This window comes from Streptomyces sp. NBC_00028, assembly GCF_045041065.1.
Lineage (GTDB): Bacteria > Actinomycetota > Actinomycetes > Streptomycetales > Streptomycetaceae > Streptomyces.
The window spans coordinates 5035712-5062124 of sequence record NZ_CP108293.1 but is presented as its reverse complement, the minus strand read 5'-3'; the positions used below and the strand labels follow the sequence as shown (position 1 = coordinate 5062124).

26 protein-coding genes and 1 tRNA gene are annotated in these 26413 nt (G+C 70.3%); 12 read left to right on the top strand and 15 right to left on the bottom strand.

Translation table 11 applies throughout. The features are described from left to right. Nucleotides 1-14: 14 nt before the first annotated feature. On the bottom strand, nt 15-275 hold the full coding sequence (locus tag OG885_RS22730; RefSeq protein WP_405742824.1) for a restriction endonuclease: 261 nt from the start codon (nt 273-275) through the stop codon (nt 15-17). 568 nt (nt 276-843) lie between these two features. On the opposite strand from OG885_RS22730, the gene OG885_RS22725 reads away from it, so the two are divergent. Continuing rightward, a complete protein-coding gene (locus OG885_RS22725) occupies nt 844-1137 on the top strand; it encodes a hypothetical protein (protein WP_194078696.1) in 294 nt (97 codons plus the stop codon). 139 nt (nt 1138-1276) lie between these two features. Here OG885_RS22725 and pknB read toward each other — a convergent pair whose 3' ends face one another. The 6 genes from pknB to OG885_RS22695 form a co-directional block, all read right to left on the bottom strand. After that, the gene (gene pknB, locus OG885_RS22720; RefSeq protein ID WP_405734470.1) at nt 1277-3274 is read right to left on the bottom strand and encodes a Stk1 family PASTA domain-containing Ser/Thr kinase; all 1998 of its coding nucleotides are present in this window, start codon (nt 3272-3274) and stop codon (nt 1277-1279) included. 169 nt (nt 3275-3443) lie between these two features. Next, nucleotides 3444-4919 (bottom strand): peptidoglycan D,D-transpeptidase FtsI family protein, encoded by a 1476-nt coding sequence (locus tag OG885_RS22715; RefSeq protein ID WP_405734468.1) that lies wholly within the window; start codon nt 4917-4919, stop codon nt 3444-3446. Next, the gene (locus OG885_RS22710) at nt 4916-6367 is read right to left on the bottom strand and encodes an FtsW/RodA/SpoVE family cell cycle protein (RefSeq protein WP_405734466.1); all 1452 of its coding nucleotides are present in this window, start codon (nt 6365-6367) and stop codon (nt 4916-4918) included. Before OG885_RS22710 ends, OG885_RS22715 begins: the two co-directional genes overlap by 4 nt. 16 nt (nt 6368-6383) lie before the next feature. Beyond that, on the bottom strand, nt 6384-7952 hold the full coding sequence (locus OG885_RS22705; RefSeq protein WP_405742822.1) for a Stp1/IreP family PP2C-type Ser/Thr phosphatase: 1569 nt from the start codon (nt 7950-7952) through the stop codon (nt 6384-6386). A gap of 95 nt (nt 7953-8047) precedes the next feature. After that, nucleotides 8048-8560: an FHA domain-containing protein gene (locus OG885_RS22700; RefSeq protein WP_405734464.1), complete on the bottom strand. Its 513-nt coding sequence runs from the start codon at nt 8558-8560 to the stop codon at nt 8048-8050. A gap of 10 nt (nt 8561-8570) precedes the next feature. After that, entirely contained in the window at nt 8571-9449 is an 879-nt protein-coding gene (locus OG885_RS22695; protein ID WP_405734462.1) for an FhaA domain-containing protein, read from the bottom strand. A gap of 489 nt (nt 9450-9938) precedes the next feature. Between OG885_RS22695 and OG885_RS22690 the strand changes: the two genes are divergently transcribed. Then, nucleotides 9939-10025, top strand: a tRNA-Leu gene (locus OG885_RS22690). Between the two features lie 87 nt (nt 10026-10112). Here OG885_RS22690 and OG885_RS22685 read toward each other — a convergent pair. Further along, nucleotides 10113-10766, bottom strand: coding sequence for an FMN-dependent NADH-azoreductase (locus OG885_RS22685; protein WP_405734460.1), 654 nt, complete (start codon nt 10764-10766; stop codon nt 10113-10115). Nucleotides 10767-10875: 109 nt separating this feature from the next. Here OG885_RS22685 and OG885_RS22680 point away from each other — a divergent pair, with 109 nt between their 5' ends. From OG885_RS22680 to OG885_RS22660, 5 genes are all read left to right on the top strand, one after another. Next, nucleotides 10876-11238: a winged helix-turn-helix transcriptional regulator gene (locus OG885_RS22680; protein ID WP_405734458.1), complete on the top strand. Its 363-nt coding sequence runs from the start codon at nt 10876-10878 to the stop codon at nt 11236-11238. 160 nt (nt 11239-11398) lie between these two features. Continuing rightward, on the top strand, nt 11399-12805 hold the full coding sequence (locus tag OG885_RS22675) for a DUF2252 domain-containing protein (RefSeq protein WP_405734456.1): 1407 nt from the start codon (nt 11399-11401) through the stop codon (nt 12803-12805). A 19-nt stretch (nt 12806-12824) separates the two neighbouring features. Beyond that, nucleotides 12825-13298 (top strand): hypothetical protein, encoded by a 474-nt coding sequence (locus OG885_RS22670; protein ID WP_405734454.1) that lies wholly within the window; start codon nt 12825-12827, stop codon nt 13296-13298. 49 nt (nt 13299-13347) lie between these two features. Then, nucleotides 13348-14193 carry a J domain-containing protein gene (locus tag OG885_RS22665; protein ID WP_399953196.1) on the top strand — a complete coding sequence of 282 codons (846 nt, stop codon included), beginning with the start codon at nt 13348-13350 and terminating at the stop codon, nt 14191-14193. A 47-nt stretch (nt 14194-14240) separates the two neighbouring features. Further along, nucleotides 14241-14588 (top strand): rhodanese-like domain-containing protein, encoded by a 348-nt coding sequence (locus OG885_RS22660; RefSeq protein WP_405734451.1) that lies wholly within the window; start codon nt 14241-14243, stop codon nt 14586-14588. Between the two features lie 23 nt (nt 14589-14611). Here the strand turns inward: OG885_RS22660 and OG885_RS22655 are convergent, their stop codons facing one another. The 6 genes from OG885_RS22655 to paaA form a co-directional block, all read right to left on the bottom strand. Beyond that, a complete protein-coding gene (locus OG885_RS22655; protein ID WP_405734449.1) occupies nt 14612-15745 on the bottom strand; it encodes an acyl-CoA dehydrogenase family protein in 1134 nt (377 codons plus the stop codon). A 106-nt stretch (nt 15746-15851) separates the two neighbouring features. Beyond that, nucleotides 15852-16910, bottom strand: coding sequence for a 2Fe-2S iron-sulfur cluster-binding protein (locus OG885_RS22650; protein ID WP_405734447.1), 1059 nt, complete (start codon nt 16908-16910; stop codon nt 15852-15854). Next, nucleotides 16910-17431, bottom strand: a complete 522-nt coding sequence (paaD, locus tag OG885_RS22645) for a 1,2-phenylacetyl-CoA epoxidase subunit PaaD (protein WP_405734445.1) — start codon at nt 17429-17431, stop codon at nt 16910-16912. The genes OG885_RS22650 and paaD overlap by 1 nt, the downstream gene beginning before the upstream one ends. Further along, entirely contained in the window at nt 17425-18159 is a 735-nt protein-coding gene (paaC, locus tag OG885_RS22640; RefSeq protein ID WP_405734443.1) for a 1,2-phenylacetyl-CoA epoxidase subunit PaaC, read from the bottom strand. The genes paaD and paaC overlap by 7 nt, the downstream gene beginning before the upstream one ends. Beyond that, the gene (gene paaB, locus OG885_RS22635) at nt 18156-18443 is read right to left on the bottom strand and encodes a 1,2-phenylacetyl-CoA epoxidase subunit PaaB (RefSeq protein WP_329337005.1); all 288 of its coding nucleotides are present in this window, start codon (nt 18441-18443) and stop codon (nt 18156-18158) included. Before paaB ends, paaC begins: the two co-directional genes overlap by 4 nt. Further along, the gene (gene paaA, locus OG885_RS22630; protein WP_405734440.1) at nt 18440-19426 is read right to left on the bottom strand and encodes a 1,2-phenylacetyl-CoA epoxidase subunit PaaA; all 987 of its coding nucleotides are present in this window, start codon (nt 19424-19426) and stop codon (nt 18440-18442) included. The genes paaB and paaA overlap by 4 nt, the downstream gene beginning before the upstream one ends. A 269-nt stretch (nt 19427-19695) precedes the next feature. Between paaA and OG885_RS22625 the strand changes: the two genes are divergently transcribed. The 3 genes from OG885_RS22625 to OG885_RS22615 are packed head-to-tail and all read left to right on the top strand — an operon-like array spanning nt 19696 to nt 22429. After that, complete coding sequence (locus OG885_RS22625) at nt 19696-20466, top strand: DUF5819 family protein (protein ID WP_405734438.1); 771 nt, start codon at nt 19696-19698, stop codon at nt 20464-20466. Further along, nucleotides 20463-21659, top strand: a complete 1197-nt coding sequence (locus OG885_RS22620; RefSeq protein ID WP_405734436.1) for an HTTM domain-containing protein — start codon at nt 20463-20465, stop codon at nt 21657-21659. The genes OG885_RS22625 and OG885_RS22620 overlap by 4 nt, the downstream gene beginning before the upstream one ends. Beyond that, the gene (locus OG885_RS22615) at nt 21656-22429 is read left to right on the top strand and encodes a TrmH family RNA methyltransferase (protein WP_405734434.1); all 774 of its coding nucleotides are present in this window, start codon (nt 21656-21658) and stop codon (nt 22427-22429) included. Before OG885_RS22620 ends, OG885_RS22615 begins: the two co-directional genes overlap by 4 nt. Here OG885_RS22615 and paaN read toward each other — a convergent pair. Continuing rightward, nucleotides 22426-24117, bottom strand: coding sequence for a phenylacetic acid degradation protein PaaN (paaN, locus tag OG885_RS22610; RefSeq protein WP_405734432.1), 1692 nt, complete (start codon nt 24115-24117; stop codon nt 22426-22428). The two genes, OG885_RS22615 and paaN, sit on opposite strands and share 4 nt — an antisense overlap. A gap of 172 nt (nt 24118-24289) precedes the next feature. Here paaN and OG885_RS22605 point away from each other — a divergent pair, with 172 nt between their 5' ends. Both OG885_RS22605 and OG885_RS22600 read left to right on the top strand, forming a co-directional pair. Next, a complete protein-coding gene (locus tag OG885_RS22605) occupies nt 24290-25807 on the top strand; it encodes a 3-hydroxyacyl-CoA dehydrogenase (RefSeq protein ID WP_405734430.1) in 1518 nt (505 codons plus the stop codon). Further along, complete coding sequence (locus tag OG885_RS22600) at nt 25804-26394, top strand: TetR/AcrR family transcriptional regulator (protein WP_399953158.1); 591 nt, start codon at nt 25804-25806, stop codon at nt 26392-26394. The genes OG885_RS22605 and OG885_RS22600 overlap by 4 nt, the downstream gene beginning before the upstream one ends. The last annotated feature ends 19 nt before the right edge of the window (nt 26395-26413 follow it).

The following is a 26413-nucleotide window of genomic DNA, read 5'->3' as shown; positions in this document are numbered from 1 at the left end:
GAGCTCAGGCGGGGCTACAGGAGAATCTGAAGCGGTTTTCCGGTGCTCCACTCCTCCAGCATGCCGCGCTGTACGGCGGTGACGCCGCCGGCGGTGGCGACTTTCAGCGCTTCCCGGGTGAAGGCGCATGTCGCCACGAAGAGGGCTACTTCCGAGACGTGCAGAACCTTGGCCGCCCCGACGAACTTCTGCATGTCAGAGCTGGTGATGGAGAGGCCTGGCGCGAACCTCTTGCACTGGACGGCGACGCGCCTCCCGTCGGCTGTACGGCCGATGACGCCGACGCCTCGGTCTCCGCAGCCCCTCGTACGACGACGTCGCTGTTGGCCCCGTCACCATGTGGTTCTTCACGGCATTGTGCAACACCCTTCAGTAGATCATTTTCAGTCACCACCATGTGGGGCCGGTGGCCGGGTAGTTAACGTCTCTCGTCCCCTCGCTGCCGAGTGGTCTCGGGTTGTCTCTCGAAGGGGCCATCTACTTCAAATCGACATGAATGTGTCCATGAGGTGGAGGCTAGCTGTTCGTACAAAGGGAGCCTTCTGTGCACTGTCCATGGATTTGAGCCATTCGCTCGGTGTGAATGGGGTAGCCCAATATCGGTCAACTGTTTGATTTTTGGTTGTCCTTGCCCAAGCTTTTAGGTGATCATCATTGCTGATCACTGGGGGGCGTCCGAGAGGGATTGGGCCACCAGCAAGGTAGAGGAGAAGCGATATGAGAACTCGCACGCGCATGGCTACCGCTTGCGCCGCGACGGCAGTACTCACGGTCGCATTTACCGGTCAGGCGTCCGCCGCGGACGCGACTGCTAGCTGCTCGACAACGGGCGCGAGTGGCGGCATGTCGGCGGACTACCCCTCTGGGGAGATCTGGCCGTACCTGGAATTCGGCATCTCGCTGTCGGTCACGGACACCCTCGCCGACGGACACCACGTGCGGGTTCGCCTCATCACCAAGGAGGTCGGGAACTCGGCGGTGGTGACGTGGAAGTGGCACTCCCTCACCTCCGGAAAGGGTGAAACCCTCACTCTCAGCACCACTGCTCGGGACGAATACGGCATCGAGGCCACCGGTGTTGAGGTGGCCCGCTTCGAGGGTGACGAGAAGCTCAACTACTGCAGGGACTGGTCCTGAGCAGCTGTCAGCTCGGGCGAGCATCAAGGAGTCAGCCCGGTAGTTGAAGAAATCTGTGGGCTTCAGTGAAAAGTCCCGGAACCGTTCTGGTTCCGGGACTTTTCAGATACGTGGAGGCATATTTCTCCGTGCCGGGCGCCTATCCGGTCGTACCGCCGAAGAAGTTGGTGCCTCCGTTGTTGCCGCCGCCGTTGTTTCCACCAGTGCCGATGGTGGTCAGCGTGATGGTCGTGCCGGCCGGGTCGTCGACCTCGTTGTTGGCATCCGGGTCCTGGTCGGTGACGAACGCGTTGTCGCCCTGGTCGCTGCCGTTGGCGAACTGGATGTTGGTGAAGCCCTGGGACTGCAGAGTCTGCTTGGCCTGCTGCACCGTTTGTCCGACGACGTTCGGGACCTTGGTCTTCTCGGTCTTCTTGCCGAGGTGGATCGTCACCGTGGAGCCCTTGTCGACCGAGTTGCCGATGCCGGGGTCGGTGCTGATGACCTTGTTGACCAGGTTGTCGTCGTCGGTCTCCGTGTCGGTGACGCAGTTGCCGGTGAGGTTGCTGGACGTCATCAGGGCCTTGGCCTCGTCACAGGTCTTGCCCGCGACGTCCGGCACCGTGGACTTCTGGACCTCGACCGCGACCGTGAGGGTGATCGTCGTGCCCTTTTCGACTTCCTTGCCGAAGACCGGAGTCTGGTCGAGAACGGAGCCGGTTTCCTCCGTGGACTCCTTCTCCTTCTTCTTGACGACGAGCCCGAATTCGTCGCCCTCAAGCCTCGTCTTGGCGTCGTCGAACTGGTCACCGATGACGCTCGGCACGGTCACCTTCGGGGCGCCCGTCGAGACCACCAGGTTGATGGTGGACTGCTTCTCGACGTCGGTGCCCGGCTTGGGGTCCTGCGAGCAGATCTTGCCCTTCGGCTGGTTCTCGCAGGTCTTCTCGGAAGTGCTCAGCTTCAGATCGCTGTTCGTCGCCATGGTCTTGGCGCTGTCCAGCGTCTCGCCGATGAACGTCGGCACCGCCACCTTGTCGTCGGCGGCGTTGTTGCCGCTGAACGCCCACTTGCCGATCAGGATCGCGCCGACCAGGACCAGGACTGCCGCCACGACCAGCAGGATTGTGGAGGTGTTGTTCTTCTTCTGGCGGCGGCGGTCGGGGCGGTCGTCGTAGCCGCCGTAGTTCGGGTCGTCCGGGTTCATCGGCGGGAGCATCGACGTGGCGCCGGCGTCCGTCGAGCGGAGCGCGGTGGTCGGCTGGTCGTCGGGGTAGCCGTAGCCGACCGAACCCATCGCCGCCGTGGCCGCGACCGGCTGGCCGTCCAGGCACGCCTCGATGTCGTTGCGCATCTCGTCGGCGGACTGGTAGCGGTAGTTCGGGTCCTTGACCAGGGCCTTGAGCACGATCGCGTCCATCTCGGGCGTGATCTCGGGGTCGAAGACCGACGGGGGCTGTGCTTCCTCGCGGACGTGCTGGTAGGCCACGGCCACCGGGGAGTCGCCCACGAACGGGGGGCGGACCGTCAGGAGTTCGTAGAGGAGGCAGCCGGTCGAGTAGAGGTCCGAACGCTGGTCGACCTGCTCGCCCTTCGCCTGCTCCGGCGACAGGTACTGCGCCGTGCCGATCACCGCGGACGTCTGGGTCATCGTCATGCCGGAGTCGCCCATGGCGCGGGCGATGCCGAAGTCCATGACCTTGACCTGGCCGTTGCGCGTCAGCATGACGTTGGCCGGCTTGATGTCGCGGTGGACGATCTGGTTGCGGTGGGAGTACTCCAGGGCCTGGAGGATGCCGATCGTCATCTCCATCGCGCGCTCGGGCAGCAGCTTGCGGCCGGAGTGCAGGAGTTCGCGCAGCGTGGAGCCGTCGACGTACTCCATGACGATGTACGGGATCGAGACCCCGTCGATGTAGTCCTCGCCCGTGTCGTAGACCGCGACGATCGCGGGATGGTTGAGCGAGGCGGCCGACTGGGCCTCCCGGCGGAACCGGGCCTGGAAGGACGGGTCGCGTGCGAGGTCCGCGCGCAGCGTCTTCACCGCCACGGTGCGGCCGAGCCGGGTGTCATGCGCGAGGTAGACCTCCGCCATGCCACCACGGCCGAGCACCTGGCCCAGCTCGTACCGGCCGCCGAGGCGACGCGGCTCTTCCATAGCTACCTACCAGCCCTCTCCGTCGGTCCCGACCGGCACTGGTGTGCGGTCGGAGGCTGCCGTCCGGGCCTACCGTACCCGGCTGGCTTTGTGTGACCTGGCCAAGCCCGTCACCCGATACAGGACCGGTATCGCAACGTGCACCGATGTGAAGGGGACGTGATGGGGGTCACTTCTTGGAGTTGATGACCGCCTCCATGACGCTCTTGGCGATCGGTGCCGCGAGACCGCTGCCGGAGATGTTCTCGCGGACCGCGCTCTCGTCCTCGACGACCACGGCCACGGCGACCGGCTTGCTGCCGTCGGCGAGCTTGGCGTACGAGATGAACCAGGCGTACGGGTTCTTGCTGTTGTTCTCGCCGTGCTGGGCGGTACCGGTCTTGCCGCCGACGGTGACGCCGTTCCCGATCTGGGCGGTGGTGCCGGTGCCCTTCTCGACCACGGTCTCCATCATCGACTGCAGGACCTGCGCGTTCTCCGGCGACAGCGGCTGGCTGAGCTCGGCCGGGTCGTTCTTCGCGATGGTGTCCAGGTTCGGGGCCTGGAGCTCGTCGACCATGTACGGCTTCATGAGCTTGCCGTCGTTGGCGACCGCGGAGGCGACCATGGCCATCTGGAGCGGGGTGGCGGCGGTGTTGTACTGGCCGATGGAGGACAGGGCGACCTGCGAGGGCTCCATGTCGTCGGAGAAGACGGAGGCGCTGGAGCGGACGGGGGTGAACTGCTCCTCGTCGAAGCCGAACTTCTTGGCCTCGTCCAGCATCTTGTCGTTGCCGAGGTCGGCGCCGATCTTGCCGAAGACGGTGTTGCAGGACCACTGCAGGGCGACACGCATGGTGGCGTTCTCGCAGGGGATGTTGCCCTCGTTCTTCAGTTCGGTCCGGGTGCCCGTCATGACCCAGGGCAGCGGGGACTTCGTCTTCTCGTCGGCGTCGCCGTACAGGCCGTTCTCCAGGGCCGCCGCCGCGGTGACGACCTTGAAGGTGGAGCCGGGCGGGTAGACCTCGCGCAGGGCCCGGTTGAGCATCGGGTCGTCGGGGTTGTTCTTCTTGTCGAGCTTCTTCCAGGCCGCCGCGTCCGAGTCGCCGCCGCCGGCGATCGTTCCCGGGTCGTACGACGGGTAGGAGGCCAGCGCCAGGATCTTGCCGGTGGACGGCTCCAGGGCGACGACCGCGCCCTTGCCGCGCTTGGCGAGACCCTCGTAGGCGGCCTTCTGGGCGGCGGCGTTGAGGGTGGTGACGACGTTGCCGCCCTCCTTCGGCTTGCCCGTGATCATGTCGAGGGTGTTGCGGAAGAAGAGCCGGTCGTCGTTGCCGGTGAGGATGCCGTCCTCGATGTACTCGAGCTGGTTGGCGCCGTAGGACTGCGAGACGAAGCCGGTGACCGGTGCCCACATGGCGCCGTTCTTGTAGGTCCGCTTGTACTTGAAGTCGCCGGTGGTGGTCTCGGCGTGACCAGTGATGGCCTTGCCGTCGACGATGATGTCGCCGCGCGGGGTGGCGTACCGCTCGATGGCCACACGGCGGTTGTCGGTGTCGGTCCGCAGGTCGTCGGCCTTGACGTACTGGAGCCAGTTGTCGCGGACGAGCAGGGCGAGGACCAGGAGCCCGCAGAAGAGTGCGATCCGGCGCAGGGGCTTGTTCATGACGGGCGGACCACCTGGGTCATCTCGGCGTCGGGGTTCGGAGCGGGGGCGGGAGCCGGGCGACGAGCGGTGTCGCTGATGCGGATCAAAATGCCGATGAGCGCCCAGTTGGCGATGACGGAGGATCCGCCGTACGCCAGGAACGGCATCGTCATACCGGTCAGCGGGATGAGGCCCATCACACCGCCGGCGACGACGAAGACCTGGAGCGCGAAGGCACCGGACAGACCGACGGCGAGCAGCTTGCCGAAGGGGTCGCGGGCGGCGAGGGCGGTACGGACGCCACGCTCCACGATCAGGCCGTAGATCAGCAGGATCGCCATGACGCCGGCCAGGCCCAGTTCCTCGCCGAACGTGGCGAGGATGAAGTCGGAGTTGGCGGCGAAGCGGATGAGCTCGGAGTGCCCCTGGCCCCAGCCGGTGCCGAGGGTGCCGCCGGAGCCGAAAGCCCACAGAGCCTGCATGGCCTGCTCGGAGTGGACGATGCCGTCGTTGCTGCCGTTGCGGCTGAGGAGGTACTCGTGCATCGGGTCGAGCCAGGCCTGGACACGGGTCTGGACATGTGGTTCGAAGCTGGCCACGCCGACGGCGCCGGCCGCGGACATCAGCAGGCCGAAGACGATCCAGCTGGTCCGCTCGGTGGCGACGTACAGCATGATGATGAACATCCCGAAGAACAGCAGGGATGTACCGAGGTCGGTCTCGAAGACCAGGATGAGGATCGAGATCATCCAGACGACGATGATCGGGCCGAGGTCGCGTCCGCGAGGCAGGTACAGGCCCATGAAGCGGCGGCTGGCCAGGGCCAGGGCGTCGCGCTTGACCATCAGATAGCCGGCGAAGAAGATCGCCAGCACGATCTTGGCGAACTCACCGGGCTGGATGGTGAAGCTGCCGACCTGGATCCAGATCTTGGCGCCGTAGGTGATGTCCGCGCCGAGGCCCGGGACGAGCGGAAGCAGCAGCAGGAACAGCGCGCCCACCATGGAGATGTAGGTGTAGCGCTGCAGGGTCCGGTGGTCCTTGAGGAAGACCAGCACGGCGATGAAGAGGGCGATACCCAGCGCGGTGTAGATGAGCTGGTTGGTCGCCTTGCCGCCGGCCTGTCCGATCTGCTGCAGCAGCTTCGACTGGTCCAGTCGCCAGATGGCCACCAGGCCCAGCCCGTTCAGCAGCGTCGCCAACGGCAGCAGCAGCGGGTCCGCATACGGTGCGAACTTGCGTACGACGAGATGGCCGACGCCGGCCAGCAGGCCGAGACCCAGGCCGTAGCCCAGCAGACCGGCGGGGAGTTCGTCGTTGATGGCGAGGCCTACGTTGGCGTAGGCGAACACCGGGATGACGACGGCGAACACCAGCAGCGCGAGCTCGGTGTTGCGCCGGCTCGGCGTGCCGATCGAGCCGATCGTGGACGTGTGGTGCGTCGGCGAGTTGGTGGTACTGCTCATCGTGTGACGGGGCCTCTCACGTACCGCACTTGCCCGCGACCTGCTTCTCCTCGTCGGAGAGCGTGGGGCCGGGGGTGGGAGTGGGCGCGGTCGGGGTTGCGGACGCGTTCGGGGACGGTGAGGTCGAGGTGGTCGGACTGGGCGACGCCTTGGACGTCAGGGAGGAGCGGGTGGTTCCCGTGGTCCCGCCGGCCTCGCCCTCACCGGTCTTGGAGTTCTTCTCGCTCTCGGTCGCCTGCGCCTCGGCCACCTTGCGGCACGCGGAGGCCTGCACGGAGAGTTCGTCGATTTTCTTCTGAGCGGTCTTCAGACCGCCCTCCGCGATGGTGTTCTCGACGAGCTCCTGCTGGTACGGCTGCAGGTACTTGAGTTCGATCTTCGGGTAGTCCTTCTCCACCTTCGACAACGAGACCCAGGCGAGATCCTGGCTGATGCCGCGGTAGAGAGCGACGTGGTCGCCGTTGGCGGCCACGTAGTACTGGGTCTGGGTCCAGCGGTAGCCGCCGTAGAGGCCGCCGCCGATGACGCCGAGGGCGAGTGCGATGTAGAGGGATCTCTTCAGCCACTTGCGGCCCTTGCGGGGCTTGACGAAGTCGTCGTCGGAGTAGCCGCCGAAGCCGTCGGTGGAGATGAAACCGGTCACGTCGCCGGAGCCGGGCGGGCCGAACTCGCCGCCTCCGCCGCCTTGTCCCGGCACCTGGCGGCCGAGCCCGGAGGCGCGTCCGGCGGGGGTCTGCATGATGCCGTTGTCGTGCAGCTGGAGCTGGTTCTCGGCGACGGCGCCGACCACGACGGGGGTGTCGGAGAGCTGGCCGGCGAGGGTGTCGCCGGTGTCGAGGTCGAGGACGTCGGCGACGATGACGGTGATGTTGTCGGGGCCGCCGCCGCGCAGGGCGAGCTGGATCAGCTCCTGCACGGTCTCCTGCGGGCCCTGGTAGCTGGCGAGGGTGTCTTCCAGCGTCTGGTGGGAGACGACGCCGGAGAGGCCGTCGGAGCAGATGAGGTAGCGGTCGCCGGCGCGGACCTCGCGGATGGAGAGGTCGGGCTCGACGTGCTCGCCGCTGCCCAGTGCCCGCATGAGGAGGGAGCGCTGGGGGTGGGTGGTGGCCTCTTCCTCGGTGATGCGGCCCTCGTCGACCAGGCGCTGCACCCAGGTGTGGTCCTGGGTGATCTGGGTGAGGACGCCGTCGCGCAGCAGGTAGGCGCGGGAGTCTCCGACGTGGACGAGTCCGAGGCGCTGGCCCGTCCAGAGGAGGGCCGTGAGCGTCGTACCCATGCCCTCCAGCTGCGGGTCCTCTTCCACCATGGAGCGCAGCTGGTCGTTGGCGCGCTGCACGGCGATGCCGAGGGAGGTGAGGACGTCGGAGCCGGGGACGTCGTCGTCGAGGGCGACGATGGTGGAGATGGCCTCGGAGGAGGCGACCTCACCGGCGGCGGCGCCGCCCATGCCGTCGGCGATGGCGAGCAGTCGGGGTCCGGCGTATCCGGAGTCCTCGTTGCCCTCCCGGATCATGCCTTTGTGCGATCCGGCGGCGAAGCGCAGTGACAGACTCATGCGCACCTCGCCCGTCGGCTCCGGATACATCCGCACGGTGCCCACCCTCCGGTCGGGAGCGCGCCGGGGCCCGGGGTGGGGGCCGCTGCGTGCTCGCTCCGCTCGCGCCTATTCATGATGTAGCACTACTTCCGCAGCTCGATGACGGTCTTGCCGATGCGGATCGGCGCGCCCAGCGGAATCGGTGTGGGGGTCGTCAGCCGGCTCCGGTCCAGGTATGTGCCGTTGGTGGAGCCGAGGTCCTCGACGATCCACTGGCCGTCCCGGTCCGGGTAGATCCGCGCGTGACGGCTGGAGGCGTAGTCGTCGTCCAGCACGATGGTGCTGTCGTGCGCCCGGCCGAGCGTGATGGTCTGGCCCTGGAGCGCGACGGTGGTGCCGGTGAGGATGCCCTCGGACACGACCAGCTTGGTGGGGGCGTTACGGCCCCGTCGGCCGCCGGCGCTCTGCTGGCGCTGCGGCGGCGGCGCCTGCTGCCGCTGGGCCTGCTGGGGCCGGTTGGCCTCGCGCCGGGAGCCGCGCTGGGTGACGCGCGTACCGAACAGGTCGCTGCGGATGACCTGCACGGCCACGATCACGAACAGCCACAGTACGGCCAGGAAACCCAGCCGCATGACCGTGAGGGTCAGCTCTGACATTGCCCCCGCTTCACCCTTCGGCTTGCCTATAGATAACGGTGGTGCTGCCCACGACGATCCGCGAGCCGTCGCGGAGCGTAGCGCGGGTGGTGTGCTGTCCGTCCACCACGATGCCGTTGGTGGATCCGAGATCCTGGACGGTCGAGGGCGTTCCGGTTCGGATCTCGCAGTGCCGGCGGGAGACGCCGGGGTCGTCGATCCGCACGTCGGCCTCGGTGCTGCGGCCCAGCACGAGGGTGGCGCGGGAGATCTGGTGGCGGGCGCCGTTGATCTCGATCCAGTGGCGGGTACGGCTGCCGGGCGCCGGAGCGCCGACGGGTCCGCCGGAGCGCGCGGCCTGGGCGGGCTGCGGGTAGCCGTAGCCTCCGGGGCGTCCGCCGGGGGGCGGTGCGGCCGGCATGGGCGGGGCGCTCGCGGGCGCGGCGGACTGCGGGTAGCCGTAGCCGCTCGGCGCCGCGGGCCGGGCGGCCGGTGCGGCGGGCGCTCCCGGTGTTCCGGGGGCCTGCTGGTCGGTGGAGGAGGCGAGCGTTCGGCTGCGCACGCGGTACAGGCCGGTGTCGAGGTCGTCGGCCTTCTCCAGGTGGACCTTGATCGGGCCCATGAAGGTGTAGCGCTGCTGCTTGGCGTAGTCGCGCACCATGCCGGCGAGCTCGTCGCCGAGCTGGCCGGAGTAGGGGCTGAGCCGCTCGAAGTCCGGTGTGCTCAGCTCGACGATGAAGTCGTTGGGTACGACGGTGCGGTCGCGGTTCCAGATCGTGGCGTTGTTGTCGCACTCGCGCTGGAGCGCGCCGGCGATCTCCACGGGCTGGACCTCGGACTTGAACACTTTGGCGAAGGTGCCGTTGACCAGACCTTCGAGACGCTGCTCGAACTTCTTCAGGACTCCCATGGGGCACCTCCTCCGTAGTTGCTGCCGTCCTGCACCCCGCAGAGCGGGTACTGCCTTACCTGGTACTGCACCTGGTACTGCTTACTGATCGTATCCACGCGCCGGTGAATCGGCTGGTTCCCCCTGTCGGCACCGTCGACGGGTGTCGACGCCTCCGAAGTTCCCTGTGGAGCTCCTCTTCGAACTCCCGCGGCCGACTCCTCCTTGTCAAGGATCGTAGAGGCGGCCGTGGACCAGTGTCCCGCACCTGACTGTGGACCCCGACCGGCTCCTGGGGAGACGGACGGGACCGGTACGAGGTTGATACGTGAACCGGTCGACGTTGATACGTAGCCGGAGGGGCGGGGGTTCGGTGCCGTTCGGTGAAGCTCCTGGTCGGCTGCTGCCCTGGGGAAAGGGATGTGAATCCACCTCTGCCAGCGTGCTAATGTTCTGGGTGTCGGAAGGCGCCAGGCCCGAAAGGGAGCAGGGCCCGAGGACACACCCAATGCGCGGGTGGCGGAATAGGCAGACGCGCTGGATTCAGGTTCCAGTGCCCGCAAGGGCGTGGGGGTTCAACTCCCCCCTCGCGCACCAGATGAAAGCCCCCAGGTCTCGGACCTGGGGGCTTTCTCGTTGTCCCCGACGTGCGCCTCGTGGTGAGGACAATCACACGATGTGAACCTAGGCGGCCAGGCGTTCGGCGACGGCCTTCGCCTTGGTCTCGGCGTCCTGGAGGGCGCGCTCGCGGGAGGTCTCGTAGAGGGGGACCAGTTCGGTCATCGCCGGGTTCTGCGGAGCCATGGTCAGCTCCGGGACGATGAAGTCGAGGTCCAGGGCGAGGGAGTCGGCGAGCACCGCCTGAAGGTAGTTCTGCACGTACTCGTAGTCCTCGCGCGGGGTGCCGGGCGCGTAGGAGCCGCCGCGGCTGGCCACGACGGTGACGGGGGTGCCCTTGATCTTCGAGTCCTCCGCCATGAACGTGCGGCCCGCCAGCATCACGTTGTCCAGCCAGGCCTTCAGGGTCGAGGGGATCGCGAAGTTGTACATCGGGGCGCCTATCAGCACCGCGTCCGCCCCCTCCAGCTCCTCGATCAGCCGCACGCGCGCGGCGAAGGCGGCGGCCTGCTCGGGGGTGTGCGACGCCGGATCGGAGAAGCCGGCGCTGTGGGCGTCGGCGGTGATGTGCGGCACGGGGTCCGCGGAGAGGTCGCGGTAGATGACCGTGCCCTGCGGGTGCTGCTCCTCCCAGGTTCGGCGGAAGGCGTCCGTGACGGTGCGGGAGGCGGAGGCGCCGTGCGGGAACACGGAGGAGTCGATGTGCAGCAGCGTGGCCATGGGGAGCTCCTGAGCGGTAGTGCGTGGCTAATATTTCGTACTCGACTAGTAATAACACAGGAGCTTACTTTTTTTCATCCCTGTACGGGGGCGCAGTAACCTGAAGGGCATGACGGTCGAGGAGAGTCACGGCACCGAGGCGTGCAGGAAGGTCGACGACGGGATCACCCGCGTCTTCCAACTCCTGGGAAAGCGCTGGACCGGGCCGATCGTGGCCGTCCTCACCCCGGGGCCGGCGTACTTCGTCGATCTGCGCCGGGCGATCCCCGGCATCAGCGAACGGATGCTGTCCGACCGCCTCACCGAGCTCGCCGCCGCGGGGCTCGTCGTGCGCGAGGTCGACGAGGGGCCGCCGCTGCGGGTGTCGTACCGGCTGACGGAGGCGGGGGCGGCGCTGGAGCCGGCGTTCGCGGAGCTGCGGCGGTGGGCGAAGCGCCATCTGCCGGAGTGGGAGCCAGGGGGCCGTTGCTGAGCGGCAGTCGAAGCCGGGTGGATTTTCCACAGCTGTGGACTTGTCCACAGGGTCTGACGCGTTTCGGCCACCGGCTGTACGGTCTGCACGAGTTGATGTTCGGGCGCGTGCGTGTTCGGGGGAGGCGGTCGGTGTGACCGAGGTCGGTACGGAAGCTGCTGTGGAGGTTTCCTCGGAGACGGGGCGCAGGCTGCCTCTCGCGCGAGGCTTCGCCGCCTGGCCCGCGCAGGGGTCGCCCAAGGACGAGGGCAAGTCGCTGCGGGCGAGGATCCCGCGCGGCGCGCACGCCGCGCTCGACCTGGACGGCTCGCGTCCCGACGCGGTGAGCGCGGTCGAGGAGTCCAGCCGCGGACGCCTGCCCGAACTCACCCCGATACGGGTCGGACGGATGGCGGCCACGCCCTTCGCCTTCCTGCGCGGCTCGGCCGGTCTCATGGCGTACGACCTGGCACGCACCCCCATGACCCGGATCGTCGCCCAGATCTGCGGCGACGCCCACGCGGCCAACTTCGGTCTGTACGGGGACGCGCGCGGCGACCTCGTCATCGACCTCAACGACTTCGACGAGACGGTGCCGGGCCCCTGGGAGTGGGACCTCAAGCGGCTCGCCGCCTCGCTGGTGCTCGCGGGCCGGGAGGCGGGCGCCGACGAGGACACCTGCCGTCAGGCGGCGCACGGCGCGGTGGGCTCCTACCGCCGCACCATGCGGCTGCTGGCCAAGCTCCCGGCGCTGGACGCGTGGAACGCCATCGCGGACGAGGAGCTGGTCTCCCACAGCGACGCCCACGACCTGGTCGGCACGCTGGAACGGGTCTCGGAGAAAGCGCGGGCCAACACCAGCGGGCGGTTCGCGGCGAAGTCGACCGAGCCGACCGAGGACGGCGGGCGCCGCTTCGTGGACGCCGCGCCGGTGCTGCGGCGGGTGCCGGACGCGGAGGCCGCGGCTGTCGCCGGCGCCCTGGAGGAGTACCTGGACACGCTCTCCGAGGACCGCCTGCCACTGCTCGCCCGGCACGCGGTGCACGACGTGGCGTTCCGCGTCGTCGGCACGGGCAGTGTGGGCACCCGCTCCTACGTCGTCCTGCTCCTCGACCACCGCGGCGAACCGCTGGTCCTCCAGGTGAAGGAGGCCCGCCCCTCGGCGCTGCTGCCGCACCTGGTGACCGCCGGCTTCGAGACGCCCGCCGAGGGGCACGAGGGCCGCCGGGTGGTGCTCGGGCAGAGGCGCATGCAGGTCGTCAGCGACATCCTGCTGGGCTGGACGACGGTCGGGGGCCATCCCTTCCAGGTACGGCAGTTCCGCAACCGCAAGGGCAGCGTCGACCCCGCCGCGCTCGCCGCCGACCAGATAGACGACTACGGGCGGATGACCGGCGCCCTCCTGGCCCGCGCCCACTCCCACAGCGCCGACCCGCGCCTCGTCGCCGGGTACTGCGGCAAGAACGAGGAACTGGACGAGGCGATGGCGACCTTCGCCGTCACCTACGCCGACCGCACGGAGGCGGACCACGCGGAGCTGGTGGCGGCGGTGCGGTCGGGGCGGATCGCCGCGGAGATGGGGGTCTGAGGGGCTTCGGGGGCCGGTGATGAAGTACGTCGATCTCGACGGGCGGGACGGGGACGTCACCGGCATCATCGATCCGCGGCCCTACCTCGCGCGGCTGCCCGAGCTGGCGGATGACCTGCCGCCGGGAGCCCGCGCCTTCGCCACCGACCCGGGGCACTACGACTTCACCGGCAAGCGGTGCGTGAAGGACCTCGAGCCGCAGCGGGTGCGGCGCGTCGGGGACGAGGAGATCGAGATCCGCTTCCGGCACAACTGCTGGAAACACGACGAGGACCTGCTCGTGCGGTACGTGGGCGTCTCGCGGTTCCAGGTGGACGTCCTGGACGTCTGTGACGTGGCCGCGCTGGGCGACGTGATCCTCGACGAGGTGCTGCCGCACGAGAACGGCTGCACGCACGAGATGGCGTGCCGGCCGGGGACGCTGGTCGTCGTGTGCCGGGATCTGGTGGCGCGGTGGGTGCCGGCGGACTGTCCGGACGCGTGCAGGGGCTGACGTACACCGTGGCGGGGGTGTCGCTGTGGGCGTGGCCTACGCTGGTCGGGTGACGACCCCGGAAGCTGAGCAGGGTGGTGTCGCCGGCGGGACGCGGGCGGTGCCCGAGGATGGTGCGGCGCGGCCCGAGGAGCGGCTGGAGCGGGCCGTGCGGGCCGCCGAGCAGGCGCTGATCGAGTTCGAGATCGCGGTGGAGACCTTCCGGATCGAGGTCGAGAACTTCTCCCGGCTGCACCACCAGAAGCTCGGGCCGATGTACACCCGGCTCGATGAGCTGGACGCGGAGATCGCCGAGATCAGGGCCGCCCGCAGCGGTGACCCCGAGGACCGGCGCAAGGCGGACGAGGCCCGGGCGCGGGTGATGCCGATGCCGGCCGTTGAGGAGCTGTTCCACGGCTGGATGGACGGCGACGGGCTGTTCCCGGAGGCCGCGGCGATGCTCACGGACCAGCAGGTGCGGCCCCCGCAGCGGGTGCGCCCCAGCGACGAGGCCCGCAAGCTCTACCGCGAGCTGGCCCGCAAGGCCCACCCCGACCTGGCCCAGGACGAGACCGAGCGGGCCCGGCGCGAGGAGTTCATCACCCGCGTCAACGCCGCCTACGGGCGAGGCGACGAGCCGCTGCTGCGCGAGCTCGCCGAGGAGTGGGCGGCCGGCCCCAAGCCGCCGGAGCAGCAGCCGTCGGAGAGCGAGGAGCTCTACGCCCGCCTCGAATGGCTCGCGCAGCGCAAGGAGCTGCTGACCGTCGTCGCCAGGGAACTGGAGGAGAGCGCGATCGGCGCGATGCTGCGTCTCGCCCCGGACGACCCCGACCGCCTCCTGGAGGAGATCGCCGAGCAGCTGTTGACGCAGGTCGCCGACCGGGAGCGGGAGCTGGTGGAGCTGCGGGGGCAGTAGCCGGCGGGGCGGCTGGGGGACGGGAGCGCTCAGGTAGCCTCGGGCTCATGAGTTTCGGAGCTGCTTTGCCCTCGGTCGACGTCGCCGGTGTGCCGGCCGACGCTCTCGTCCTGGACGTCCGTGAGGCCGACGAATGGGCCGCCGGGCATGTCGAGGGCGCACTGCACGTACCCATGAGCGGCTTCGTGGCCCGCTTCGGCGAGGTCACCGAGGCGGTGGCCGAGGGGCGGCGCGCCTATGTGATGTGCCGCGTCGGCGGCCGTTCCGCGCAGGTCACGCAGTATCTGGTGCAGCAGGGCATCGACGCGGTGAACATCGACGGCGGCATGCTGGCCTGGGAAGGCGCGGGCCGGCCGATGGTGACGGACAACGGCTCGCCCGCCTTCGTCCTGTAACCGACCCGGGCCCCGAGGGCGCGTCAGCCCAGCGGGTGGGCCGCCAGCAGGTCACCGAGGGTGTCCTCGTGGGCCGCGGCCGAGCCGAGGGACAGCTCCAGATGCTTGGCCCAGGCGTGGTAGCGGTGCAGCGGGTAGTCGACGTCGGCGCCGAAGCCGCCGTGCAGATGCTGTGCCGTCTGCACGACCCGTCGTACGCCGTCAGCGGCCCAGATCTTGGCGACGGCCACCTCGGCGGAGACGGGCAGCGTCCCGTGCGTGCCGGAGCCCAGCCGCCAGGCGGCCTGCCACAGGGCGGCCTCCATGGCCTTCAGGTCGATGTAGCGGTCGGCGGCCTGCACGGCGACCGCCTGGAACGTGGCGACCGGGAACCCGAACTGCTCCCGCTTGCCCGTGTATGCGCTGGTCATTCGCAGCACCTGGCGACCGAGCCCGAGCGCCAGCGCACACGTGCCGACGGTCAGCAGCCGGCGTAGCGACTCCCACGCGCCGTCCGCGTCGAGGACGTCCCGCGCCGGGATCCGCGCCGAGTCCAGGCGCAGTTCGCCCAGCCGCTCCCCCGTCGTGGAGAACTGCTCGGCGAGGGCCACCCCCTCACCCCCCGGCTCCACCAGTGCGAGCACCGTGTGACCGGACGCGGTGTGGGCGGGTATGGCGACAAGGTCGGCGTCGTACGCCCATGGCACCGCCGTCTGGAGTCCGTCGAGGATCCACTCGGCGCCCTCCTGCCGTGCGGTCACGGCGAGTTCGGCCGGGTCGTGGCCGGTGCGGCCGCTCGCGGCGACCGTGAGGACCACTTCACCGCGGCCCGCCCGCTCCAGCAGGGCGGACTTCAACTCCTCGCTGCCGTACGCCTGTACGGCGGCCATGGCGGCGCTGCTCTCCAGCAGCGGCACCCGGGCCAGCACCCTCGCCGACTCGCTCAGCACCAGGCACAGGGCGACGGCGTCCAGGCCCGCCCCACCGTGCTCGGCGTCCGGCAGCAGGCTGAGCAGGTCCGCGTCCGCGAGCTTCTTCCACAGCGCGCGGTCGAAGGTGTCGGCGACGGCGCCCACGGCGAGCGCGGGGCTGGGGACCGCGTCCGGCGCGACCCCGGCGAACACCCCGCGTGCCGCCTCGGCCGCCGCCTGCTGCTCCTCGGTGAAGGTGAAGTCCACGGTCCTGTCCTCCCGACGGCCACTGGTCTGACGGTGCGTCAAGATAGAACAGGTTCTAGAAGAAGGGAACGGGGCGGCGCCGCCCTTACGGTTACCGGCCTTACGGTTACCGGTCGAAGTCCAGCTCCACCTTCTCCGTCGCCGGGTGGGACTGGCAGGCCAGCACATAGCCGGCCTCCGTCTCCTCCGGCTCCAGCGCGAAGTTGCGGTCCATACGGACCTCACCGGCGACGAGGAAGGCCCGGCAGGTGCCGCACACCCCGCCCTTGCAGGCGTAGGGGGCGTCGGGGCGGTTGCGCAGGACCGTCTCCAGGAGGGACTCGCCGTCCTGGACGGGCCAGGTGCCGCCGCGGCCGTCGAGGCGGGCGGTGACCGTGCTGTGCGCGGGCGCGGGAGTCGTCGGCGCGGCGGGGGCGCCCGCGTCGACGTGGAAGATCTCCTCGTGGATGCGGGCGCGCGGGACACCGAGCTCCTTGAGGGCCCGCTCCGCGCCCTGCACCAGACCGAACGGCCCGCACAGGAACCAGCCGGCCACATCGGCCACCGGCAGCAGCGCGGGCAGCAGTCCGGTCAGCCGCTCCCGGTCGAGCCGCCCGGATGGCAGGCCGGCCTGCTGCTCCTCCCGGGACAGCACCGTCACCAACTGGAGCCGCTCGGGGTAGCGGTCCTTCAGGTCGGCGACCTCGTCCAGGAACATTGTCGAGGCGGCCGTGCGATCGCTGCGGATCAGACAGAACCGGGCCTTCGGCTCGCGCGCCAGCAGCGTCGCGACGATCGACAGCACCGGGGTGATGCCGCTGCCGCCGACGACCGCGGCGTACAGGCCGGGCGCGGGGGCGAGCGTGAAGCGGCCCGCCGGGGTCATCACCTCCACCTCGTCGCCGACGTTGATCTCCTTGAGCGCGTACGTCGAGAACGCGCCGCCCTCCACCAGCCGCACGCCGACCCGGAGTTGACGGGGAGCCTCGTCGGCCGGGGCCGGGGAGCAGATCGAGTAGGTGCGGCGGATCTCCGTGCCGTCGGCCCGGCGCCGCAGGGCGAGGTGCTGGCCCGCGGCGTGGCGGTACTCCTCGGCGAGTTCCGGCGGCACGGTGAAGGTGAGGGCCACGGAGTCGTCGGTGAGCCGGTCGACCGCCGCCACCGGGAGCGCGTGGAAGCGGGCCATCACAACTCCTTGAAGTGGTCGAACGGTTCACGGCAGGCGAGGCAGCGGCGCAGCGCCTTGCACGCGGTGGAGGAGAAGCGGCTGAGCAGTTCGGTGTCGGCCGAGCCGCAGTGCGGGCAGTTGACGGGCGGCGCGGTGAGGGTGCGGGTGGTGCCCAGGGACAGGGGCACCGGGCCCGGGGCCCGCTGCACGCGCGGGGGCGCTATGCCGAACTCCTGGAGTTTGCGGCGGCCTTCGGGGGTGATGTCGTCCGTCGACCAGGCGGGCGCGAGCACCGTGCGGACGGTGACGTCCTGGATGCCGTGGGCGTGCAGGGCGCGCTCTATGTCGAGGGACATGGCCTCGATGGCCGGGCAGCCGGTGTAGGTGGGGGTGAGTTCGACCTCGACGGAGTCGGTGCCGCGGGCGTGCACCGCGCGGACGACGCCGAGTTCCTGGAGGGTGAGCACCGGCAGTTCGGGGTCGGGGACCGCGCCGGCGATCTCCAAAAGTTCCGCCTCCAGCGGGGTCGCGGTCACCATGACGCCCCCGGGTGGCTGCGGTGCAGATGCTGCATCTCGGCGAGCATCCGCCCGAAGGACTCGGTGTGCAGGCCCTGCCGGCCCGCTCCGGCCGTCCACGCGCCCGTGCGCGGTCCGTCGGGGACCGTCAGACCGGCGCGGCCGAGGACGGCCGTGACGGAGGCGGTCCACGCCGCGTCGAGGGCCGTCCCGTCGACGTCGAGGCCTTCCAGGGGCCGGAACATCTCGCCGGTGAACCGCCACAGCGCGTCGCACGCCCGCCGCATGCGCTCCCGGCTCTCCTCGGTGCCGTCGCCGAGCCGCAGGGTCCACTGCTCGGCGTGGTCGCGGTGGTAGGCGACCTCCTTGACGGCCTTCGCCGCGAGCGGTGCGAACGGGCCCTCTCCAGCGGCCAGTTCGGCGTACAGCAGGTGCTGGTAGGTGGAGAAGTACAGCTGGCGGGCGATGGTGTGGGCGAAGTCGCCGTTCGGCTGCTCCACCAGCTGGAGGTTGCGGAAGGCACGCTCCTCGCGCAGATACGCCAGTTCGTCCTCGTCGCCGGCCATCGACAGCAGCACGCGGGCCTGGCCGAGCAGGTCCAGGGCGATGTTGGCGAGGGCGACCTCCTCCTCCAGCACGGGCGCGTGGCCGGCCCATTCGCCGAGGCGGTGGGAGAGGATCAGCGCGTCGTCACCGAGGGCCAGGGCGGCGGCGTGCGTGGTCGCGTCGAGGGTCACATCGGCGGTCACAGGTGCTTCACCCCGTCCGGGATCTCGTAGAACGTGGGATGGCGGTACGGCTTGTCGGCGGCCGGCTCGAAGAAGGGGTCCTTCTCGTCCGGGGAGGACGCGGTGATCGCGGTCGACGGGACGACCCAGATCGAGACGCCCTCGCCGCGCCGGGTGTACAGGTCGCGGGCGTTGCGCAGGGCGAGTTCCGCGTCCGGGGCGTGCAGGCTGCCGGCGTGGGTGTGCGAGAGGCCGCGGCGCGAGCGCACGAAGACCTCCCACAGGGGCCAGTCGGTGTTCGTCATGCCTGCTGCTCTCCCGTCCCGGTGCCGTGCTTGGCGGCGTAGGCCGCTGCCGCCTCCCGTACCCAGGCGCCCTCTTCGTGGGCCTGCCTGCGCTGGGTGATCCGTTGTTCGTTGCAGGGGCCGTTGCCCTTGAGGACGTTCTTGAACTCGGTCCAGTCGATCGGGCCGAAGTCGTGCTGTCCCCGTTCCTCGTTCCACTTCAGGTCCGGGTCGGGGAGGGTCAGGCCGAGCGACTCGGCCTGCGGGACGCAGATGTCGACGAAGCGCTGGCGCAGTTCGTCGTTGGAGTGCCGCTTGATCTTCCAGGCCATCGACTGCGCGGAGTGCGCCGACTCGTCGTCGGGCGGGCCGAACATCATCAGCGACGGCCACCACCAGCGGTCCACCGCGTCCTGCGCCATCGCGTGCTGCTCGGGGGTGCCCTTGCTGAGAGCCAGCAGCAGCTCGTAGCCCTGGCGCTGGTGGAAGGACTCCTCCTTGCAGATACGGACCATCGCGCGCGCGTAGGGGCCGTAGGAGCAGCGGCACAGGGGGACCTGGTTGGTGATCGCGGCGCCGTCCACGAGCCAGCCGATCGCGCCGACGTCCGCCCAGGTCAGGGTGGGGTAGTTGAAGATCGAGGAGTACTTCTGGCGGCCGGAGTGGAGCTTGTCGAGCAGCTCGTCACGGCCGGTGCCGAGGGTCTCGGCGGCGCTGTAGAGGTACAGGCCGTGCCCGGCCTCGTCCTGGACCTTGGCCATCAGGATGGCCTTGCGGCGCAGGCTCGGCGCGCGGGTGATCCAGTTGGCCTCCGGCTGCATGCCGATGATCTCGGAGTGGGCGTGCTGGGCGATCTGGCGGACCAGCGTCGCGCGGTAGGCGTCCGGCATCCAGTCGCGCGGCTCGATGCGCTCGTCGGCGGCCACGGCGGCGTCGAAGGCGCGCTCGTATCCGTCCTGACCGGCGGCGTCCGTCCTGTCGTACGCCTGTGCTGCTGTTGCCATGTGGCCCCCTCGACCCCGGTCGCTGCCCGGAACCTGCTCCCGACCGATCGTTCGGTTCGTCGCATCCATGGTGTGCCGGGCGCCGTAAGGTGTCAACCGCTGTGGATAACCTGCCGGGGTCCCTGTGGACGACAGGGGCCGAGCGACACGGGTCGGCCGATGGGCTGTGCCCGACGGGCGGGCCTGAGTACCGTTCGCCTGCGAGTGCCGTGCTGCGCGGCGAGCGCGGGCGGCCGGGGCAGGGACCGGACATCGGGAAACGGGGCGGAATGGACGCGTTCGACACAGGCTCGGAGGCCCGGCAGGGGGCCGACGAGCCGCGTGCCCCCGTGCCTCCCGCCGAACCGGTCCCCTTGCTGCTGCCGCACCCCCCGCCCGCGCCGGCCGACCCCCGGACCGGCGTCGCCGCGCTGTCCCTCCGCTACCAGATCGGGGCCGCGCTGGCCCTGGCGATCGTGGCGATCACCGTCTGCGTGCACCTCGGGATGACGTTCCTGCACGTCGCGCCCGCGAACGCGGTCACCAAGCAGCACGGCAGGGCGATCGACGACTGGATCTACCCGGAGTTCGAGCAGAACTGGAAGCTGTTCGCGCCGAACCCGCTCCAGCAGAACATCGCCGTCCAGGTGCGCGCCCAGATCCTGGCCGCGGACGGCACCGTCCGGACCACCGGCTGGTACGACCTGTCCGCCGAGGACGGCCGGGCCATCGACGGCAATCCGCTGCCCAGCCACACCCAGCAGAACGAGCTGCGCCGGGCCTGGGACTTCTTCTCCGCCACCCACGGCGCCGACAACCGGCCCGTGGGGCTGCGCGGCGCGCTGTCGGAGACGTATCTGCGCCGGATCGTGGTCATGCGCCTCGACCGGGACGACGCGGCGGGGCCCGGCGAAAGCGTCGAGCGGGTGCAGGTCCGGTCCGTGTCCACGAACGTGCGACCCCCCGAGTGGAGCCAGGAACAGGTCTCCGACAAGCCCGCCCACCGCGAACTGCCCTGGTGGTCGGTCACGCGGGCCGACCAGGTGGGAGGCGAGCGGTGAACCGGCTCTCCCTGGCACTCTCCCGGGCCATCGCCCGGGTCACCGAGTCGGCCCTCGGCCCGTACCAGGCCGCCGTGGTCCGCATCGGCTTCAGCGCCACCTGGCTGCTCTTCCTGCTGCGCGAGCTGCCGCACCGCGGTGAGCTGTACGGCCCCGACGGCCCCTGGAGCTGGGACCTCGCCGAGCAGCTGATCGCGGGCAACGGCGCGTTCACCGCGCTGATGTGGTCCGACGGGCAGGTCTGGTTCGAGCTCGTCTACGCCCTCGCCGTGCTCTCCAGCGCCCTGCTGCTGGTGGGCTGGCGCACCCGCACGATGTCCGTGCTCTTCATGGTCGGCGTGCTCTCGCTGCAGAACCGCAGCATCTTCATGGGCGACGGCGGCGACAACGTCCTGCACCTGATGTGCCTCTACCTGGTGTTCACCCGCTGCGGCCAGGTGTGGTCGCTGGACGAGCGCCGGGCACGCACGCGTGGCGAGCACGTCCCGGACCGGGTCGGGCCCGTCCTGTGGGTGGTGCTCGGGCTGGTGCTGATCGCGGCGACGGGCGCGGGCAGGCTCTTCGAGGGCGACCCGTTCGTCCCCTCGCTGCTGTGGGCGCTCTGGCTGTCGCTGGGCGTGTGGTGGGCGGTCGGCCGGCTGGCGCGGACCGAGCAGCCGCGCATCCTGCTGGAGGTCGTCAGCAACCTCGTGCACAACGGCGCCCTGCTCGTGATCATGGCCGAGGCCTGTCTGATCTACGCCACCGCGGGCTGGTACAAGATCCAGGGCTCCCGCTGGCAGGACGGCACCGCCGTCTACTACCCGCTGCACCTGGACTACTTCTCCCCCTGGCCCGGCCTCGCCGACGCGCTGGCCGCCAGCTCCACGATGGTGCTGCTCATCACGTACGGCACCGTCGCCGTGCAGGTCGCCTTCCCGTTCACGCTGTTCAACCGGCGGGTCAAGAACGTCCTGCTGGCGGCCATGATGACCGAGCACGCGGTGATCGCCGTCGTCCTCGGGCTGCCGTTCTTCTCGCTCGCGATGATCGCCGCCGACGCGGTGTTCCTGCCGACGCCGTTCCTGCGCCGGCTGGGCGGCTGGGCGGCACGCGCGCGTAAGCGCGTCCAGGCCGGGCGGGGCCGTACGACGCTGCCGCAGCCCCGCGCCCCCGAGAGCGCCGAGGAGACGCACGTAGGCTTCACGGCATGACCGACCCCGCCGACCCCGCAGGCCCTGTGGCCGTCTGGCACCGGCTCGCCGACTCCGCCGTCCTGCTCGACGGCTTCCACGCCCTCAAGCACGCGGTGCGCTTCGGGGCCGAGGTGCCGGTGGCGGTCACCACCGACCGTGCGGCCACGCTCGCCCTCGCCGCCGACCTGGCCGCCGACGTGCGCGAGACGCTGGAGGCGCTGCTGACGGAGGTGGCGCAGGGGACGTACGAGAGGCTCGTGCCGCGCCCGCATCCGACCGGCGTGGCCGCCCTGGCGGTACGGCCGTCCCGCGCGGCGAACCTGGCGGCGCTGGCGCGCGTTCCCCGCCCCGCGCCCGTGGTGGTTCTCGACAACCCGCGCAACCTCGGCAACGCGGGAGCCGTGATCCGGCTCGCGGCGGGATTCGGGGCGACCGGTGTGGTCACCACGGGCACGCTCGACCCCTGGCATCCGACGGTCGTGCGCGGGGGCGCGGGGCTGCACTTCGCGACGGCGGTGGAGCGGGTGGCGGTCGAGGAGCTGCCCCCGGGCCCGCTCTTCGCCCTCGATCCGGAGGGCGACGACATCCGGGGCGTGAAGCTTCCGGACGACGCCGTCCTCGCGTTCGGCTCGGAGCGCAGCGGGCTCTCCGCCGAGCTGCGCGCGCGCACCGACCATCTGGTGGCCCTGCCCATGAGGCCCCAGGTCTCCAGCTACAACCTCGCGACGAGCGTGGGGATGACGCTGTACCACTGGAGCCTCACGGCGGACTTCCAGCGCGGGATCTAGGCCTCCCGGCGTACCTCCACGACCCGGAAGCGGTTGGCGACGAACGCGCCGTCCGTGAGGGCCGCGTTGGCCGCAGGGTTGCCGCCCGAGCCGTGGAAGTCGGAGAACGCGGCCGTCTGGTTGACGTACACCCCGCCCGTGAGGTTCAGGGACAGCTGCGCGGCCTCCTCGAAGCAGACCTCCTGGACCGCCTGCTCGACCTCGTCGTCGGTCGTGTACGCCCCGACCGTCATCGCGCCCTTCTCCCGGATCGTGCGCCGCAGCAGCTCCACCGCGTCCGCCGCCGAGTCGACCGCGACGGCGAAGGAGACCGGGCCGAAGCACTCGCTCATGTAGGCGGCCTCGTCGTCCGGCTTGGCGCCGTCCAGCTTGACGATGACCGGCGTGCGCACGACCGCGTCCGGGAACTCCGGGTTGGCGATCTCCCGGGAGGCGAGGGCGACTTCGCCGAGCCCGGCCGCGGCCTCCAGGCGGGCCTTGACGTCCGGGTTGACGATCGCGCCGAGCAGGGCGTTGGCGCGCGCGTCGTCGCCGAGCAGGCCGTCGACCGAGCGGGCCAGGTCGGCGGCGACCTCGTCGAAGGTCTTGGGGCCCTCGTCGGTGCGGATGCCGTCGCGCGGGATCAGGAAGTTCTGCGGGGTGGTGCACATCTGGCCGCTGTAGAGGGACAGCGAGAAGGCCAGGTTGGAGAGCATGCCCTTGTAGTTCGCCGTGGAGTCCACGAGCACCGTGTTGACGCCGGCCTTCTCCGTGTAGACCTGCGCCTGGCGGGCGTTGGACTCCAGCCAGTCGCCGAACGACGTCGAGCCGGTGTAGTCGATGATCCGGATCTCCGGGCGCGTGGCGAGGGTCTTGGCGATGCCCTCACCCGGCCGCTCGGCGGCCAGCGCCACCAGGTTCGGGTCGAAGCCGGCGCCGGCCAGCACCTCGCGCGCGACCTGGACCGTGAGCGCGAGCGGCAGCACCGCGCGCGGGTGGGGCTTGACCAGGACCGCGTTGCCGGTGGCCAGGGACGCGAACAGGCCCGGGTAGCCGTTCCACGTCGGGAAGGTGTTGCAGCCGATCATCAGGGCGATCCCGCGCGCGACCGGCGTGAACTGCTTGGTCAGCGCGAGCGGGTCGCGCTTGCCCTGGGGCTTGCTCCACTCCGCGGTGTCGGGGGTGCGGACCTGCTCCACGTACGCGTACGCCACCGCCTCCAGGCCGCGGTCCTGCGCGTGCGGGCCGCCCGCCTGGAACGCCATCATGAAGGCCTGGCCGGAGGTGTGCATGACCGCGTGCGCGAACTCGTGCGTCCGGTCGCTGATGCGCTTGAGGATCTCCAGACAGACCACCGCGCGGATCTCCGCACCGGCTTCCCGCCAGGCCTTCTGGCCCGCCTTCATGGCGGGCAGCAGCACGTCCACGTCCGCGTGCGGGTACTCGACGTCCAGCTGTGGGCCGTACGGGGAGACCTCGCCGCCCACCCAGCCGTCCGTGCCGGGCTGGCCGAGGTCCAGGCGGGTGCCGAGGAGCGCGTCGAAGGCCGCCTTGCCCGCCGCCGCGTCCAGGCTGCCGTTCTCGCCGTAGGCCTTGGGGTGCTCCGGGTGCGGGGACCAGTACGCGCGCGTGCGGATCGCTTCCAGCGCCTGGTCGAGGGTGGGCCGGTGCTGGGCGATCAGCTCGTGGGCGGTCAGTTCGGCGGCCATGCGGGACCAACTCCTCGTCTGGAGAACTCTTCGTCGAGCTCATGACCTGGGCACAACCATGGTCGGAACCATGGGCAGGAACGGCCAGTCAGAGTTAGAGTAACCGAACGATCGGTCGGGACAAGGGGGTCCGCCGCATCTGTGGAAAACCCCGTGCGGGAGGATCGCGCACATGACAGCACTCGACCTCAGCAGCCCCGTGGCCGTCGTCGGCACCGGCACCATGGGCCAGGGCATCGCCCAGGTCGCGTTGGTCGCCGGCCACCTCGTACGGCTGTACGACGCCGCCCCAGGGCGGGCCCAGGACGCGGCCGACGCGATCGGCGCCCGCCTCGACCGGCTCGTCGAGAAGGACCGTCTCTCCGCCGCCGACCGCGATGCCGCTCGCGCGCGTCTGTCGGCCGCGGCCGAGCTCTCCGACCTCGCCGACTGCTCCCTGGTGGTCGAGGCGGTCCTGGAGCGGCTCGACGTCAAGCAGGAGCTGTTCCGCGCGCTGGAGGACGTGGTCGGCGAGGACTGTCTGCTCGCCACCAACACCTCGTCCCTGTCGGTCACCGCCATCGGCGGCGCCCTGCGCAACCCCGGCCGCCTCGTGGGCCTGCACTTCTTCAACCCGGCCCCGCTGCTGCCGCTCGTCGAGGTGGTCTCCGGCTTCGCCACCGACGTCACGTCGGCCACGCGCGCGTACGAGACGGCACGCGCGTGGGGCAAGACGCCGGTCGCCTGCGCCGACACCCCCGGCTTCATCGTCAACCGCATCGCCCGGCCGTACTACGCCGAGGCCTTCGCGGTCTACGAGGCCCAGGGCGCCGACCCCGCCACCATCGACGCGGTGCTGCGCGAGTCGGGCGGCTTCAAGATGGGCGCCTTCGAGCTCACCGACCTCATCGGGCAGGACGTCAACGAGTCCGTCACCCACTCGGTCTGGCAGTCCTTCTTCCAGGACGTCCGCTTCACGCCGTCCCTCGCCCAGCGCCGACTGGTCGAGTCGGGCCGCCTCGGCCGCAAGAGCGGGCAGGGCTGGTACGACCACGGCCCCGAGGCCGAGCCGGCCGAGCCGCACACCGCCGAACCGGCCCAGGCACCCGCGTACGTCGTCGCCGAGGGCGACCTGGGTCCCGCCTCCGAACTGCTCGCGCTGATCCGCGAGGCCGGCATCCAGGTCCGCGAGGACGAGGAGGACCACGGGACGCGGCTGGTGCTGCCCAGCGGCGGCCAGCTGGCGCTCGCCGACGGGCAGACGTCGGTGGAGTTCCGGGACGTCGTCTACTTCGACCTCGCCCTCGACTACCGCCGCGCCACCCGCATCGCCCTGTCCGCCTCCCAGGACACCGCCCCGAAGACCCTCGCCGAGGCCATCGGCCTCTTCCAGGCGCTCGGCAAGGACGTCAGCGTCATCGGCGACGTCCCCGGCATGATCGTCGCCCGCACGGTCGCCCGGATCGTCGACCTCGCGCACGACGCGGTCGCCAAGGGCGTGGCCACGGAGGAGGACATCGACACGGCGATGCGACTCGGCGTCAACTACCCGCTGGGCCCCTTCGAATGGAGCCGCAGGCTCGGCCGCAACTGGGCCTACGCCCTCCTCGACGACCTGCACCTGCGCGACCCCAGCGGCCGCTACGCCCCGTCCCTCGCGCTGTACCGCCACGCGTACGCCACCGACAAGAGGGAGGGCAGTACGTCATGACCACCGCCAAGCGCGACACGTACACCCCCGAGACGCTGCTGTCCGTCGCCGTGCAGGTCTTCAACGAGCGCGGCTACGACGGCACCTCCATGGAGCACCTCTCCAAGGCGGCCGGGATCTCCAAGTCCTCGATCTATCACCATGTGGCGGGCAAGGAGGAACTGCTGCGCAGGGCGGTCAGCCGCGCGCTGGACGGTCTGTTCGGCATCCTCGACGAGGAGCACGCGCGCGAGGGCCACGCCGCCGAGCGCCTGGAGTACGTGGTCCGGCGCATGGTCGAGGTCCTCATCGCCGAACTCCCCTACGTCACCCTGCTGCTGCGCGTCCGCGGCAACACCGGCACCGAGCGCTGGGCCCTGGAGCGCCGCCGCGACTTCGACCACCGGGTCGCCGAACTGCTGAAGGCGGCGGCCGCGGAAGGCGACGTACGCGCCGACGTGGAGGTACGCCTCGCGACCCGGCTCGTCTTCGGGATGATCAACTCCATCGTGGAGTGGTACCGGCCGGACGGGCGGGGGATGAACGAGCGGGAAGTGGCCGACGCGGTGGTGCAGTTGGTGTTCGGGGGGCTGCGGCGGGGCGCCTGAGTACCTGCGCGTGCGCGGG